At 69.7% G+C, this 14,513-nt stretch carries 12 protein-coding genes; 5 read left to right on the forward strand and 7 right to left on the reverse strand.

Translation table 11 applies throughout. From position 1 onward, the window contains the following. Window positions 1–87 precede the first annotated feature (87 nt). The 5 genes from DFQ59_RS05795 (at window position 88) to DFQ59_RS05815 (ending at window position 4,933) form a co-directional block, all read left to right on the forward strand. Window positions 88–576, forward strand: coding sequence for an aminoacyl-tRNA deacylase (locus tag DFQ59_RS05795; RefSeq protein ID WP_114278740.1), 489 nt, complete (start codon window positions 88–90; stop codon window positions 574–576). A gap of 37 nt (window positions 577–613) precedes the next feature. Continuing rightward, window positions 614–1,300, forward strand: a complete 687-nt coding sequence (locus DFQ59_RS05800; RefSeq protein WP_114278741.1) for a response regulator transcription factor — start codon at window positions 614–616, stop codon at window positions 1,298–1,300. Next, entirely contained in the window at window positions 1,284–2,567 is a 1,284-nt protein-coding gene (locus DFQ59_RS05805; RefSeq protein WP_147275177.1) for a sensor histidine kinase, read from the forward strand. Before DFQ59_RS05800 ends, DFQ59_RS05805 begins: the two co-directional genes overlap by 17 nt. Before the next feature lie 116 nt (window positions 2,568–2,683). Further along, entirely contained in the window at window positions 2,684–3,019 is a 336-nt protein-coding gene (locus DFQ59_RS05810; protein ID WP_147275178.1) for a hypothetical protein, read from the forward strand. 168 nt (window positions 3,020–3,187) lie between these two features. Then, window positions 3,188–4,933: a SulP family inorganic anion transporter gene (locus DFQ59_RS05815; RefSeq protein ID WP_114278744.1), complete on the forward strand. Its 1,746-nt coding sequence runs from the start codon at window positions 3,188–3,190 to the stop codon at window positions 4,931–4,933. A gap of 57 nt (window positions 4,934–4,990) precedes the next feature. On the opposite strand, the gene DFQ59_RS05820 is transcribed toward DFQ59_RS05815, so the two are convergent. From DFQ59_RS05820 to DFQ59_RS05850, 7 genes are all read right to left on the reverse strand, one after another. Then, a complete protein-coding gene (locus tag DFQ59_RS05820) occupies window positions 4,991–7,369 on the reverse strand; it encodes a glycoside hydrolase family 15 protein (RefSeq protein ID WP_114278745.1) in 2,379 nt (792 codons plus the stop codon). Further along, entirely contained in the window at window positions 7,356–8,453 is a 1,098-nt protein-coding gene (locus DFQ59_RS05825; RefSeq protein WP_114278746.1) for a transaldolase family protein, read from the reverse strand. Before DFQ59_RS05825 ends, DFQ59_RS05820 begins: the two co-directional genes overlap by 14 nt. Window positions 8,454–8,480: 27 nt before the next feature. After that, window positions 8,481–9,134 (reverse strand): YfdX family protein, encoded by a 654-nt coding sequence (locus DFQ59_RS05830; RefSeq protein ID WP_114278747.1) that lies wholly within the window; start codon window positions 9,132–9,134, stop codon window positions 8,481–8,483. Between the two features lie 19 nt (window positions 9,135–9,153). Next, window positions 9,154–9,528, reverse strand: coding sequence for a YidH family protein (locus DFQ59_RS05835; RefSeq protein ID WP_114278748.1), 375 nt, complete (start codon window positions 9,526–9,528; stop codon window positions 9,154–9,156). 228 nt (window positions 9,529–9,756) lie between these two features. Then, a complete protein-coding gene (locus DFQ59_RS05840) occupies window positions 9,757–11,169 on the reverse strand; it encodes a DegQ family serine endoprotease (RefSeq protein WP_114278749.1) in 1,413 nt (470 codons plus the stop codon). Window positions 11,170–11,445: 276 nt separating this feature from the next. Then, entirely contained in the window at window positions 11,446–12,843 is a 1,398-nt protein-coding gene (locus tag DFQ59_RS05845) for a sigma-54-dependent transcriptional regulator (protein WP_114278750.1), read from the reverse strand. Further along, window positions 12,836–14,278 carry a sensor histidine kinase gene (locus DFQ59_RS05850; protein WP_170142054.1) on the reverse strand — a complete coding sequence of 481 codons (1,443 nt, stop codon included), beginning with the start codon at window positions 14,276–14,278 and terminating at the stop codon, window positions 12,836–12,838. The genes DFQ59_RS05845 and DFQ59_RS05850 overlap by 8 nt, the downstream gene beginning before the upstream one ends. Window positions 14,279–14,513 lie beyond the last annotated feature (235 nt).

Raw genomic sequence — 14,513 nt, forward strand, 5'->3', positions numbered from 1 at the left:
TGGCGGGCACCCTTGCATGCGGGCACAACACCGATGCAGCGCGGATGCCGGCGACCTCGACCGGCGACGTTCAAGGAGATTCACCCGATGGGCAAGCACAAGACCCCCGTCACGCCCGCGGTGCACGCGCTGCGCGCCGCCGGGGTGGCATTCGGGAACCACCCCTACCGTTATGTGGATCACGGCGGCACCGCCCAGTGCGCGCGCGAGCTCGAGGTGGACGAGCACGCGGTGGTGAAGACCCTGATCATGGAGGACGACCGGCAGCAGCCGCTGGTGGTGCTGATGCACGGCGATCGCGAGGTCTCCACCAAGGCCCTGGCCCGGGCCATCGGGGCGAAGACGGTTCAGCCCTGCGCCCCGGCGGTGGCCGGCCGCCACAGCGGCTACCAGGTGGGCGGCACCTCCCCCTTCGGCACGCGCCACCCCATGCCCGTGTACATGGAAGCCACCATCCTCGAGCTTCCCCGCATCTGGATCAACGGCGGCAGTCGCGGCTATCTTGTCTCCATGGAGCCCCGGGAAGCCGCGCGTGTGCTGGCAGCGGTCCTCGTCAACGTGGCTCAGCCCGAATAGCGGACCGCACCTTCCCGGAACCCGGCATCCCACGCCCATGCATCTGCTCGTCATCGAGGACAACCCGGACCTGGTCGCCAACCTGGTGGATTACCTGGAAGGCCGCGGCCACACGGTGGACGTGGCCTTCGATGGCTGGGCCGGCCTGCAGCGCGCGATGGACGAGTCCTTCGATGCCCTGGTGCTGGACCTGATGCTGCCGGGCCTCGACGGGGTGGAGGTCTGCCGGCGGTTGCGCGGGGCCGGCCGCAGCCTCCCGGTGCTGATGCTCACCGCTCGGGACACGCTGCAGGACAAGCTGGAGGGTTTCGCCGGCGGTGCCGACGACTACCTGGTCAAGCCTTTCGCGCTGCAGGAGCTGGAAGTCCGCCTCGCCGCGCTGGTGCGACGATCCCGGGGCGGGGTCTCCACCCCGGTGCTCCGGGTGGCGGACCTGGAGCTGGACCCGGCAAGCCGGCGGGTGCGCCGCGGGGGCCGCACCCTGGAACTGCCGCCCATCTCCCTGCGCATCCTCGAGCTGCTGCTGCGGGAATCCCCGCGGGTGGTGAGCCGGGCCCAGATCGAACGCGTGGTGTGGGGCGACTCGCCGCCCGACAGCGACTCCCTGCGCGCGCACATGCACCTGCTGCGCGCCGCCATCGACCATCCATTCACGCGGCCCCTGCTGCGCACCGTGCGCGGGGTGGGTTACCAGCTGGCAGACCCGGATGAGATTTCGTCGTAGCCTCCGGGCCCGGGTGGTGCTGGCCTTCGCCCTGTTCGGCGCGGGCCTCAGCCTGCTGCTGATGGCGGGTCTCTTCGTGGCGGTACACGACCTGGAGCGGCGCCTGGTCGACGAGGCGCTGACCGCGGAGCTGGAGGACTACATCAGCCGGCGCAACCGCAACCCACACTCGCCGCCCCCCGACACCACCACGGTGCGCGGCTTCGTGGAGCCGAGCGAGCGTTTCAGCCGCGATATCCCGGCGGCGGTCCGCTCGCTCCCGGAGGGCCGACACGCCCTGGTGCTGGCGGACCGCCCCTACCTGGTGGCCGTGGCCGAGCGTCATGGCAGCCGTTTCTGGCTGCTCTACGACGAAAGCCAGGTATTGCGCCGGGAGCGGCAGATCATCCTCATCCTGGCGGGCGCGGCCCTGCTCATGACCCTGCTCTCCGCCGCCGGAGGGCTGTGGCTGGCGGGACGGGTGATCGCCCCGGTCAGCCAGCTGTCCCGCCGGGTACAGACACTCGGACCGGGCGACCTGCCCGCCGCGCTGGGCCAGGACTACCCCCGGGACGAGGTTGGCGAGCTGGCGCGGGCCTTCGAACGCTTCCAGCGCCGCCTGCAGGCATTCATCCGGCGGGAACGCGCCTTCACCGCCGACATCAGCCACGAGCTCCGCACTCCGCTGGCGGTCATCTCGGGCGCCGCCGAGGTCCTGCTCACCGACCCGGCGCTCGAATCCCGGGCCCGGGCCCGGGTGGAACGCATCGCCCGCGCCGTGGACGAAATGGGAGAGCTCACCAGCGCGCTGCTGGTGCTGGCCCGCGAGGAGGCCGGGGAGGCCGTCACCACGGCCCAGTGCGACGTGGACAGCCTGATCCACGAGATCGTGGAAAAACATCGCCACCTGCTGCGGGACAAGCCGGTGACGGTGGAGCTCGGTGCCGATGACTCCCCCTGCGTGGCGGCGGAGCGCACCCTGCTGGCGGTGGTGCTGGGCAACCTGGTCCGCAACGCCTTCACCTACACCCGCGCGGGGCGGATCAGGATCCACCTGGACCGGGACGGGGTGGTGGTGGAGGACACCGGCCCCGGCCTTCCCCAGGAGCTGGGGGAACGGATCCTGGAGCCCCACGTCTCCGGCCCCGGCAGCGCCGGCGCCGGCATCGGGCTTTCGCTCGTGCGCCGGATCTGCAACCGCTACGGCTGGCGGTTGGAGCTGGCCAGCCAGTCGGGGGAGGGCACCCGCGCCCGACTCCGCTTCGGTTCGCAACACACCCCGTCTTGACCTTTCCTTGACATCCGCTTGACCTCGCCTTCACCCGCCTGGCGTTAGCATTCCGGGAGCCACGCAGGATGCCAGCCGGCCTCCGTGCGTCCCCGGAATCAGTGGAGGAGGACGACATGTCCCAGTCCCAGTACGAAACCCTGCCGCGCCGGCCCGTGACCGACGCCGGCACCTGGCAGCCGCGGCGCCGGGTGTTCCTCACCCCCTCGCTGGCCATCGCCCTGCTCAGCCTGGCGCTGGTGCTGGCGCCCGAGCTCAACGGTGCGCCCGGCTGGGTGCACCACGTCACGCCCATCTGGGGCCTCGTCGGTGCCCTGCTGGCCGGCATGCTCGGGCGGGTGCGCCTGCGGCGCGAGGTGACGCTGAACCACCCCGGCCTGGCCGGCATTGCCGGCGGTCTCACCGCCCTGGTGCTGATGGTCGGTGTGGCGGAGTGGCCCGGCGGGCTGTAAACCCCGTAATCCGTAGTTCAGTCCGTACTTCCGACCCTAGCTTATTCGGGCCGCAGCACCCGGTGCCGCGGCGCAAGGAGTCTATCGAACTTGTCAGTCACAACAGAACACTGGTCGGCGCGCAAGGGGCGTGCCGGAAAGGGGAATCTCCCGGCCTGGCTTGTGCGCATGCTGCCCTTCATGCGTTGGCGCCACCGGGTTACCCGGGACACCCTGCGCAATGATTTCGTCGCCGGTCTCACCGGCGCCATCGTGGTGCTGCCCCAGGGCGTCGCCTTCGCCACGATTGCCGGCATGCCCCCGGAGTACGGTCTCTACGCCGGCATGATTCCGGCCATCGTCGCGGCCCTGTTCGGTTCCTCCTGGCATCTTGTCTCCGGTCCGACCACCGCGGCCTCCATCGTGCTGTTCTCGTCGCTGAGCGTATTCGCCGAGCCGGGCACCGCGGAGTACGTCGGCCTGGCGCTGACCCTCACGGTCATGGTGGGCGTCATCCAGCTGGTGATGGGGCTGGCCCGGCTGGGCACGCTGGTCAACTTCATCTCCCACTCGGTGGTGATCGGCTTCACCGCCGGCGCGGCGCTGCTCATCGCCAGCAACCAGTTCAAGCACTTCTTCGGCATCGAGATTCCCCGTGGCGGCCATTTCCACGACACCATCCTGTCCCTGTTCAGCCAGTTGGGGGATATCAACATCTACGTGACCGCGGTGGGGCTGGTGACGCTGCTCACCGGTATCGCCGCCCGCCGCTTCCTGCCCCGGCTGCCGTACATGATCATCGCCATGGTGGCCGGCAGCCTGGCGGCGCTGGGGCTGAACGCCGCCTTCGGAGAGTCGGTGACGGCCATCCGCACCGTGGGCGCGCTGCCCGCGGCGCTGCCCCCCCTGTCGATGCCCGACTTCTCCCTGCACACCCTGCGCGAACTGGCCCCGGCGGCACTGGCCGTGACCCTCTTCGCCCTGACCGAGGCGGTCTCCATCGCCCGCTCGCTCGCCATCCGCGCCGGACAGCACATCGACGGCAACCAGGAGTTCATCGGCCAGGGCCTGTCCAACATCGCCGGCAGCTTCTTCTCCGGCTATGTCGCCTCCGGCTCCTTCAATCGCAGCGGCCTCAACTACGAGGCCGGGGCCAAGACCCCGATAGCGGCCATCTTCGGCGGCAGCCTGCTGATGGTCATCGTGCTGTTCGTGGCGCCCTATGCCGCCTACCTGCCCAATGCGGCGATGGCCGGCATCCTGTTCCTGGTGGCCTGGGGACTCATCGACTTCCACCATATCCGCAACATCATCGCCACCAGCCGCTCGGAGACGGCCGTGCTGGCGAGCACCTTCTTCGGCACCCTGTTCCTGGAGCTGGAGTTCGCCATCTTCCTCGGCGTCATCCTGTCGCTGGTGCTCTACCTGAACCGCACCTCGCGGCCGCGGGTCATCTCCCGGGTGCCCGATCCGAAGGTGCCGGGGCGGCATTTCACCACCGACCCGGCTCTGCCCGAGTGCCCCCAGCTCAAGATCGTGCGCATCGACGGCTCGCTGTTCTTCGGCGCGGTCAGCCACATCCGCGAGTCCTTCAGCCTGTTCCTGGCCCGCCAGCCCGAGCAGAAGCATCTCGCCATCATCACCTCGGGCATCAACTTCATCGACGTGGCCGGTGCCGAACTCCTCGTGCAGGAGGCCGGCTCCCGCCGCCTCAACGGTGGCGGCCTCTACCTGGTGGGCGCCAAGGACGGGGTGTGCAAGCCGCTGCAGAACGGTGGCTATCTGGACGAGATCGGCCGGGATCATGTCTTCGCCTCCAAGTCCGAGGCCATCGGCAGGATCTTCGAACAGCTCGATGCCGACGTGTGCCGCAACTGCACCCGGCGCATCTTCTCCGAGTGCCAGGCGCTTCCCCTGCCCGCGACAGGGGGCTGACAGCCTCACCGTTTGTACCCCGCCGGGCGCGCAAGGATCGGACGCCCGGCGTTTTTTTTACTGCCCCGGTTCGCGCACCCCGATCACCACCTCCTGGCCGGACCAGCCCGTCAACTCCCCGCGCCAGGTCAGCTCGACGGTCTCCCCGCTGCCGAGGCCGGCATCCGTCAGCAGCGCCCGGTGCAGGCCGAAACCGGCCGGCACGGTCGCCACGTCCCGCACCTCCCGCCAGCCGTTCCGCCCCCAGTGCACCACTCCCGCCTCGGGCAGGCAGACGCACAGTCGCTCCCCCCGCCACAGGGTCCGTATGGGCGCCCAGGGGGTCCACACGGCCAGGGTCGGCGCCGGCGGCCGGCCGCCATAGCGCCGCCAGACCGGGGCCGGCCGATCGAACGGCCGGCCGAGCCGCCTGGATGCCTGCAGCTTCACCAGCTCCGCGTGGGCCCAGGCCAGCGGCATCGCCGCCCCGGTCGGACGGCCCGCCGGGTGTTCAGCGTCGGCGGGCGGCGCCGCGTCCCAGACCTGCTCCGGCAACAGGCCGAACGGACCGGCCATGGCCGCCATCGCCAGGAGGTAGGGGAGGGGATCCTCGCCCGCTGCCAGGGCGTAGTGGCCCCGTTCACCGGTGAGGAGTGGCCAGGCCCGGCCGCGTCCGGCGCCGTCGAAGGGGCGCCCGTCGGGATGCTCGCCGTAGCCGTCGCCGTTGTAGCGGTGCCACGCCGGTCCGCGGGGGGTGTCGGCCCGCAGCAGGGCGTCGGCGATCCTGACGCTGTCGCGCACCAGGGGTTCACCGGGCAGGCGCAGGCCGAAGCGCACCAGCTGCAGGAACTCGAGGCCCACCTGTTCGCTGGCCGGCAGGCCCGGGTCGTGGGCGCGGTTGCGGATGGGCAGGCGGCGGTCGAGCGCGCCGCGTTCCTGCACGACCTCCGCCGGGGCAACCCGCACGTAGTAACCAGCCACATCGTAGCGCCGCGCCAACCCCGTTCCCTGTACGGCGGTCCAGCTTTCCAGGCGGGTATTCCAGAAATCGGCCACCGCCAGGGCGGTGTCGCGCTCTTCCTGGTCCAGGAACCCGGCCCCCGCCACCAGCGCCGCGATACAGACCGCCAGGGTGAAGGGGCTGACCCCGCTGTCCTCCTCCCAGCGATCTTGCTCCGATGCGGGGCCGTGGCGAATGATGAAGCCGAGCGCCCGGCGCACCATCGTGGCGACTTCGATGCCGTCCCTGGCGTCCTGCTCCTCCAGGGCGGCGGCCAGCAGGACCGGAAACGCCGCCTCGTCCAGTTGCACGCCGTCCCAGTAGGGCTTGCCGCCCAGCCACTGGTTCTGCGACCAGTGGCCATCGGCATACTGGGAGGCGATGAGGTAGCACAGCACATCCCGCGCCTCGCCGGCGGCGCCAAGGGCGAGCAGGGCGCCGGCGCACTCCACCAGGTCCCGTGGCCAGACCAGGTGATAGCCGCCGCGGTCATCGCGGGACTCGCCCCAGGGAATGCTCAGACTCGCCACCATGGCGCCCGGATAGATGCGGTCCTGGTGGCAGCGCAGAACCAGTGCGGAGGCCGCCAGGCAGTTCTCCAGTGCTTCCGGCAGGGCGGGATCACCGGCGGCCGGAACGCCGCCATGGGCGGCAAGGCGCTGCGACCAGTCGCGCACCTGCCGCTGCCAAGCCGTGGCGAATGGCCGGGCCAGGGCACTGAAGGCCAGGGTGGCGGCCGCCTCCCGGCTGGTGGCGATGCCGAGGGCCACGGTCGAGCGGCGCTCGAGGGGCGCCAGCAGAGCGACATTGCCGGGTCCCGCACACCGGTAGTGCCAGGCCATCCGGCCATTGCGCCTGAAATCCTGCCAACCGTCGCTGACGCCCACGTACCCGGCACTGCCCGGTCCGCACCCATCCGACTGTCCCGCAGCCACCGCCGCCAGGGCCAGCCCGAACGGTCCCTGCTCCGCCCACAGCACATTGCGGCCGCGGTGACGCCCCGCCGCGGCGCGGTTGCCGAGCCCCGTGCCACCCAGGTGGGGCGCCAGCAGGACGTAGGGGCGCAAGTCCCCGTCACCCTCGAGCGTCACCTCCAGCAGGAGCACATCCCGATCCGCGTCCGGGACCACCCGGAGGGTGAGTGCGAAGCGGGGATGGCGGTGCATCACCTGCAGTGCGGGCACCCCGGGCCGGGCCAGGCTCAGGTCGGGCGCCGGTAGCCGCTTCACCTCCACCCAGAATCCCCGCCCGTCGGCCACGATGAAACCGAGATCGCGCACCTGGGGGATATCGATGCGCGGGTGGTAGACCTCGGTGACGATGCCGCCGGCGACGGTGAACCAGAGCCTCGACGCGCCCAGGCTGCAACCCACCAGCTGTTTGCGGCTGTCGGTCCAGGTGGGCGTCAGCCCCGGCTTTCCCGGCGCCTCCATGGCCTGCTCCTCAACCGTGCTCATCCGCACCCTTCCTGTCTGCGGCTACCGCATCCCGCAGGCGCTGTTCGAGCCGGCGCTGACGCTGCAGCAGGACCTCGTGCTGCAACCTGCCGAATGACCGGCTATCCGCGTTGTCCACGCTGAACCGCTGCGTCCGTTCGGCCGGTTCCGGCGCGCCCTCTCCGGCCAGTGGACAGGCCGTCAGTCCGCTGTCCCGCGGGCAGCGCGACACCAGGGTGTGGAGGGGCAGTGCATGGTGGGTGTCCGGTGCCCGCAGACAGGCACAGACCGGTGACCGGTCAGCCGCACCGGTCCATCCGGTCCAGATCAGCCGGGGCGCCCGCGCGCCATAGCGGTAGAGTTCGCTCCAGCGGTGCGAGCGTTGCAGGCGGCGCCAGGTGAGGAGGGCCTGGCGGGCGGTTGCGGGGCAATGGCACTCCGGCCCCGGGATTTGCCCGGCCGCCGCAGGCCCGATCGGGCGGAAGCCCGCAAACAGGCTGATGGTGCCCAGGGGACGCCCGGCATCGAATCGCGCCTCCAGCGCCGCGAGCAGGGCGGCATCGACACGGGCCAGGGTCGCGGCCGTGAAGACCAGCCCCACATGCACGCTGACGCCGGCATGGACCAGCTGGGGCACGACGGCCAGGCCGGCCGGCGTCCCCGGGACATGCACCACCACGTTGGGTTGAACCAGCAGCCGGCGGAGATGGCGGACCTCGGCGGACAGTTCCTCCGCGTGCAGGGCGTGGCGCGGATGGACTTCGACGCTCACCAGGCCCTGTTCACCGCCGCTGGAGCGATAGACGGGTAGAAAACGCTCCGCGGTCATTGCCGCCAATTCCAGGTAGAGATGCCGGTGGAGCGAGCCCAGTGTGGTACTGGCCCGGATCCCTCCCACCCGTGCCGATTCACCCGCCAGCCCGGGGATGGCGTCCTCCAGCCGCAGCATGGTGCCCGCCAGTTCCTCCCCGAACGGCAGCCGTTCAAGCTCTCCGGAGGTGATCAGCGCGGGGCTGACGCCATCCAGCCACATGCCGTGGCGCCGGGTCGGTTCCGGGATCCGCTCCGGGGCCGCCGTCTTCGGGTGCCGTGAAGTCGTGTCCATGGCCGCGTCCCTCGCCACCGGAGCCGATCAGGATGCCGTGCCGGCAAGCAACTGGAGGAGGCTCTTCTCGGCGGCGGGGAGCAGATCGGCTGCGGGCGGCTGCTGCCGGGTCATGATCTGATCCAGGGCCTGCCTGATACTGTCCGCGGCGGCATCGAGGGGCAGATCGATCCAGTCCCGCACCAGCGTCCGGTCCAGCTCCTCCAGCGTTTTCAGCGCCAGGGCATGGTCGGGGGTCTCCAGGGCGCGCTTGGCGTTCTGCAGCAGTTCACGGGCATGTGGCAGGCCGGGATCATTCCCGAGCCGTTCCAGTGCCCGCTCCAGGGGCAGCAGGTCGACCAGCGCCTCGCGGTTGTCCTCGATTTTCAGTTTCAGCTGCAGATAACGGAGCAGGGCGCGCGCCTCACCGGTGGGCTGATCCATGCGGGCAAGGGCGATCAGATCCCGGGCCCATGACAGCGACTCCACCACCCGGGAGAGCGCCTTCTGATCATCCTTCGCCGCCTGGACACCATGCTCGGCCTCGGCAACCTTCTCCAGCGCGGATGCCACCAGCGCGCGGGTGCCCGGCAGGACGGGGGTCGGGGGCGAATCCTGCGCCGCCGCGGCGACGCCGAGGCTGGTGGCGCCGAGTCCTCCCAGCAACAGCAGGATGGCGATGAAGCGGGGCAGGCTGGACATGGGCGAACTCCTTGTGGATTTACAGAATGCGGGTCAGGTAGGCCAGCAGGTAGAGCCCGAACAGGACCATGGACGAGGGCAGACCGATACCGAGCAGACGGCTGCGGAAGCGGGCCGGCGCCTCGCCCTCCAGTTCCCGCCCGGTGCGGAAGAAGCGCAATGCCGCACAGACGTTCATGACGATTCCCAGGCAGACCAGGGAGAGGCTTACCAGCCAGCTCCCGTTGCCGTGCTGCTGGACACCCTGCAGGCCGTGGGTCTCCACCGCGACGGCCGCCAGGAAAATATCGAATTTCTCCACCAGGAAACCGAGCATCATCACCGTGATGCCGGTGCGGACCCAGGCCAGGAAGGTGCGCTCATTGGCTGCGTGGTCGCGGTAGTGATTGATCATCGTCGTGCGTTGGGCCTCCACCGGTTGGGGGTTGTCGTGTGGGTTGCAACCAGGTCAATGCAACGAGTGCGCCAGAATGGCTATCGCTTTCAATACAGTCGGTTGCGATCTCTGCGTCATATTCAGCCGGTGGTGTTGGTGGTGGATATGAACCGCTGCCGGAAGCAAAAAAAGGGCGGCCGAGAGGCCGCCCGAATGCTCCAGGAGGAGCTGGGGGGTCGGGGGTGTTCAGTCGGCGTCCGGCAGCCGCAGGGCGATGAAGATATTGCTGTCGCCACGCCGGATCAGCAGCGGCAGGCCCTTGCCGTGGGGCAACTCCTTGATGAGCCCGCTCAGCTGGCCGACGTCGGTGACATCCTTGCCGTCCAGGTTCAGGATGACATCGCCCGGACGGATGCCGGCCTCGGCGGCGGGGCCCGGTTCGACACCGGTCACCAGGACGCCGCGCCCGCCTTCCTTGATCGCGTCGCGCTGTTCCCGGGTAAGATTCCTGACGGCCATCTTCAGCACCGCCTTGCCGCCGTCCGGGGCGGCCATCGCCGAGGTCTCCTCGGTCAGGGCCTCGATGGTGACCTTGATTTCCCGCTCCTTGCCGCCACGGAGCACCCGCAGGCCGACCTCGGTGCCGGGCCGCGTGTCGCCCACCAGCGGCGGGAGCTGGGAGGATTGCTCGATGGCCTCGCCGGCGAAGCCGAGGATGACGTCACCGGGCTCGAGGCCCGCCTTTGCGGCCGGGCTGTCCGGCGTCACCTGGGCCACCAGGGCGCCGCGGGGGCGCTCCAGCCCGAAGCTTTCGGCCAGGTCCTGGTTGACGCCCTGGATCATCACTCCGAGCCAGCCCCGTTCCACGTGCCCGGTGGTCTTCAGCTGCTCGACCACTTTCATGGCCACATTGATGGGAATGGCGAATGAGAGCCCCATGTAACCGCCGGTCTTGCTGTAGATCTGGGAGTTGATGCCCACCACCTCCCCGTCGGTGTTGAACAGCGGTCCGCCGGAGTTGCCCGGGTTCACCGCCACGTCGGTCTGGATGAAGGGGACATAGGTGTCGCTGGGCAGGTTGCGGCCCAGGGCGCTGACGATACCCGCGGTCGCGGTGTGTTCCAGACCGAAGGGCGAGCCGATGGCGAGTACCCACTCGCCGACTTCGAGGGTGTCGGAATCGCCCAGGTGCGCGATGGGCAGGTCCTTTGCATCCACTTTCAACAGCGCCACATCGCTGCGCTCGTCCATGCCCACCAGCGTCGCCGGCTTCTCCCGGTGGTCGTTGAAGCGCACGGTGATGCGATCGGCATCCTTGACCACGTGGGCATTGGTGAGGATGTAGCCGTCGCTGGAAATCACCGTCCCCGAGCCGAGGGAACGGACCCGCTGCGGCTGATCCGGACGGTTCTCGAAAAAGCGCCGGAAGAAGTCGTTCAAGGGACTGCCCTCGGGGAGATCCGGCATGCCGGGAGGCAGTTCCGCCACCATCTCGCCATTCTGTTCCGTACTGACGTTCACGACCGTGGCGGCGTTGTTCTTCACCAGGTTCTTGAAATCGGGCAGCGCCGTGGCCTGGGCCATGGTCTGCTGGGACGCGCCCAGCAGGAGAGCCAGTGCGGTCACGGCGGCCAGCAGCGGTTTGTAGTGTCTGTTCATGGTCCTCGTTCCCATACCGCGTGATTCGGATCATTCCTGCCGCACAGCGGGAGCTGTGCTCTGCTGAAACAGGGCAGTTTCCATGCCAATGATGCAACCTGCTGTTTTCACGAAGTGGGCAACCGGTGCCCGGCTGCGGGGATGGTCACGGCTGGTGGACTTCAACCAGGGTCAGGTGGTGGCGGTGGGGATATGCACCGCCGGCCCGGGGGCGGCGGGAAGTGACCTCCCCCCGGCCGGGGCAGGCGCCGGCAGGGCGGACGGCCACGCCGGGTGTCAGTCGGAATCCGGCAGCAGGTGGTACTTCTGGACCCGGTAGCGGAGTGTTTCGCGGGTGGTTCCGAGCGCCCGGGCCGTGGCGGAGACGTTGAAGTCGTGCTTCTCCAGGGCGGTGCGGATGATGTGGCGGTCCATGTCCTCGATGGCCATGCTCCCGTCCAGCGGCAGAAACACCCCTTCGGAGCCGGCTCCGGCGGGAAGGGCGGCGACCGCCCCGGCCGGACTGCCCAGCTGCAGCCATTCGAGGGGGAACTCCTCGCCGTCCGAGAACAGCACGCAGCGCTCCACCACGTTGCGCAGCTCGCGCACGTTGCCGGGCCAGTCGTGGGCCCGCAGCCGCTCCCACAGGGGATCCGGAAAGTTCCTTACCCGGCGCCCGGACTTGGCATTGAACTCCGCCACGAACAGGGGCACGAGATCCTCCAGGTCGGCCTTGCGGGAACGCAGCGGGGGCAGTTCCAGGCGGAACACGCTGAGGCGATGGTACAGGTCGTTGCGGAAGTCGCCTTCCGCGACCATCGTTTCGAGGTCCCGGTTGGTGGCGGCCAGGATCTGGAGATCCACGCTGATCTCCCGGTCGCCGCCCAGCCGGCGGATACGCTGATCCTCCACGGCTCGCAGCAGCTTGGCCTGGAGCTCGGGATCGAGCTCCGCGATCTCGTCGAGAAACAGGGTGCCGCCGCTGGCTTGCTCCATCAGCCCGCGCCGCCGGCCCTTGGCCCCGGTGAAGGCGCCCGGCTCGTGGCCGAACAGCTCCGATTCCAGCAGTTCATGGGGCAGGGCGGCGCAGTTGACCTCCACCAGCGGGCCGTCGGCACGGGTGCCGGCATGATGGAGGATGCGGGCGGCCAGTCCCTTGCCGGTGCCGGTCTCTCCGGTGATCACCAGGGCGCTGAAGGGTACCCGGGTGAGTCGTTCGAGCATCTTGCGCACCGACTGCGCCGCCGGACTGCGGCCGGCGAAGGAGGCGGGCGCATAGCGGCGGCTGCGGGCGGCGGCCTCGTCGCGCAGCCGCCGCTGGGCCCGGGCGCTGCGGCCGGCGCCCGCCACCACCACGTCCAGCCGCTCCAGGTCGCAGGGCTTCTCCAGGAAGTCGTAGGCGCCGAGACGCAGGGCGCGCACCGAATCCGGCACGCTGCCGTAGCCGGTAAGGAAGATCCACTCCCCGCCGCCTCGCGCCGGAGCGAGGCTTTCCAGCAGATCGAGCGCATTGCCGTCGGGCAGGCTCATGTCGCTGATGACCACCAGGGGCTCCAGCTGCTGGTCCACCAGGCTCCGGCGCGCCTCGGCCAGGCTGCGTGCCAGCACCACCTCCCAGCCGCCACGCCGGTAGTGGCGCTGGAGCTCGCTGCCCACCAGCGTCTCGTCCTCGATGACCAGCAATGTCTCACTCATCGGCATTCGTCCCGCAGCGCAATAGCAGACTCACACAGGCGCCCCCTGGCTCGCGGGCGCCCAGTTCCAGGCGGCCATCCTGCTCCCGGGCAAAGCGCTGCACCATGGCCAGTCCGAGGCCGGTGCCGCCCTCGCGCCAGCTCGCGAACGCCCGTACCCCGTCCTGCAGCAGCTCGGCGGGCAGCCCCGGGCCGTCGTCGGCGACGGACAGGCGCAGTTGGCCGGCCTCGCAGGCGGCCGTCACGTGAATATGCCCCTCCCGATCGCCGATCGCCTGGGCGGCGTTGAGCAGCAGGTTCAGTATCGCCTGGCGCAGACCGGCCTCCGGCAACCGGCAACACAGTCCCGGCGTGACCTCCGCGTCGAGCCGCACCCGTGCCGGCACCTGCAGACGCACCAGTTCCAGCAGTTCCTCCAGTGTCCGCCCGAGATCCACCGCCACCGGGGGCTCCGGTGGCGTGCGGGCCTGGCCCAGCAGATCGTTGAGCAGTCGGGAGAGGCGCTTGATCTCGCCCAGAATCAGTTCGATCCGATCCCGGTGGCCGGCATCGGTGAGATCCCGGTGCAGGCCGCTCAACGCCATCTGCACCCCCGCGAGGGGGTTGCGCAGTTCGTGGGCCACCCCGGCGGCCACCTCACCCACCGCCGCGAGACGCTCGGAACGGGCCAGTTCCCGCTGCTGCTGGAGCAGGGTGGCGGTGGCGCGATGGACGGCGGCCTCGAGTGACTCCTGCCGTTCCCGGTGGTGCCGCTCCAGCTCCTGCAACCGTTCGACCATGTGATTGTAATTCTCGAATACGGGGAGCAGGACGGGCGTGACGTTTTCTGTCGCGGCGCTCCGGTACTCCTGGCGCGCCAGGTGGGCCATGAGATCGCGGAGGTTGTTCAGGGGCAGAAGGATGCGGCGCCGGAGCAGGAACAGAAGCATCAGACCGAGCAGCGGGATGACGACGGTCAGGGCCGAGGAGACCCGCAGCTCCAGCAGCGCGTTGTTCTGCACATCGCGCAGCAGCGTGTCGTGGGCACGGTATTCCGACACCAGCGCCGTGCGCAGCTCGCCCAGGGCGGCGATGAGGGCGGTCCTGGGATTGCGCTTCAGGTCGTCCAGCAGGATACGGGCCCGGCGCAGGCGCGACGGGGTGTCCTGCACCAGGCTATCGTCGCCGCCCAGCAGCCGATCCAGATCCCTGCGCAAGGCGCCGAAATCCACGTCTCCCGAATCCGCCGAGGTGTCGAGGCTCTCCACCAGGGCTTCCTGGAGCCGCAGCCCGAGGTCCTGGAGCCGGTAGAGGTGCAGCTGATGGGCATGGATGGGATCGAGCCGCTCCAGGCTGCGCCAGGAGGCGCCCACCAGCAGCGCCAGGCTGCAGACCAGCAGTATGGCGGTGATGGCCGCGGGCAGCCAGGCGGAACGCAATAGCAGGGATCGAAGCATCAATGGCTGGCCATGGCGGGGTTTCCATGCATTAAATCGCTGCAGCCAGGTGCTTGCAAACATTCACGGCGCCTCGTCGGATCCTCCCGGACAAACAGGGTTGCCCGGATTCAGCCGGAGCCCCCGGCGTGAATCCCATGCAGGGTCCCTGCCAACCGTGAATCTCAGCGCAGACGCCGGCCCCGGCCCGCCGGGAAGGGATGCCGCGTGGTTGAAAACCGGTTCATATCCACCA

The organism is Thioalbus denitrificans, from assembly GCF_003337735.1.
Lineage (GTDB): Bacteria > Pseudomonadota > Gammaproteobacteria > DSM-26407 > DSM-26407 > Thioalbus > Thioalbus denitrificans.

Bases quoted from the DNA above. Each gene is read 5' to 3' on its own strand.
- DFQ59_RS05795 (WP_114278740.1), top strand. From the start codon at position 88: ATGGGCAAGCACAAGACCCCCGTCACGCCCGCGGTGCACGCGCTGCGC.
- DFQ59_RS05800 (WP_114278741.1), top strand. From the start codon at position 614: ATGCATCTGCTCGTCATCGAGGACAACCCGGACCTGGTCGCCAACCTG.
- DFQ59_RS05805 (WP_147275177.1), top strand. From the start codon at position 1,284: ATGAGATTTCGTCGTAGCCTCCGGGCCCGGGTGGTGCTGGCCTTCGCC.
- DFQ59_RS05810 (WP_147275178.1), top strand. From the start codon at position 2,684: ATGTCCCAGTCCCAGTACGAAACCCTGCCGCGCCGGCCCGTGACCGAC.
- DFQ59_RS05815 (WP_114278744.1), top strand. From the start codon at position 3,188: ATGCTGCCCTTCATGCGTTGGCGCCACCGGGTTACCCGGGACACCCTG.
- DFQ59_RS05820 (WP_114278745.1), bottom strand. From the start codon at position 7,369: ATGAGCACGGTTGAGGAGCAGGCCATGGAGGCGCCGGGAAAGCCGGGG.
- DFQ59_RS05825 (WP_114278746.1), bottom strand. From the start codon at position 8,453: ATGGACACGACTTCACGGCACCCGAAGACGGCGGCCCCGGAGCGGATC.
- DFQ59_RS05830 (WP_114278747.1), bottom strand. From the start codon at position 9,134: ATGTCCAGCCTGCCCCGCTTCATCGCCATCCTGCTGTTGCTGGGAGGA.
- DFQ59_RS05835 (WP_114278748.1), bottom strand. From the start codon at position 9,528: ATGATCAATCACTACCGCGACCACGCAGCCAATGAGCGCACCTTCCTG.
- DFQ59_RS05840 (WP_114278749.1), bottom strand. From the start codon at position 11,169: ATGAACAGACACTACAAACCGCTGCTGGCCGCCGTGACCGCACTGGCT.
- DFQ59_RS05845 (WP_114278750.1), bottom strand. From the start codon at position 12,843: ATGAGTGAGACATTGCTGGTCATCGAGGACGAGACGCTGGTGGGCAGC.
- DFQ59_RS05850 (WP_170142054.1), bottom strand. From the start codon at position 14,278: ATGCTTCGATCCCTGCTATTGCGTTCCGCCTGGCTGCCCGCGGCCATC.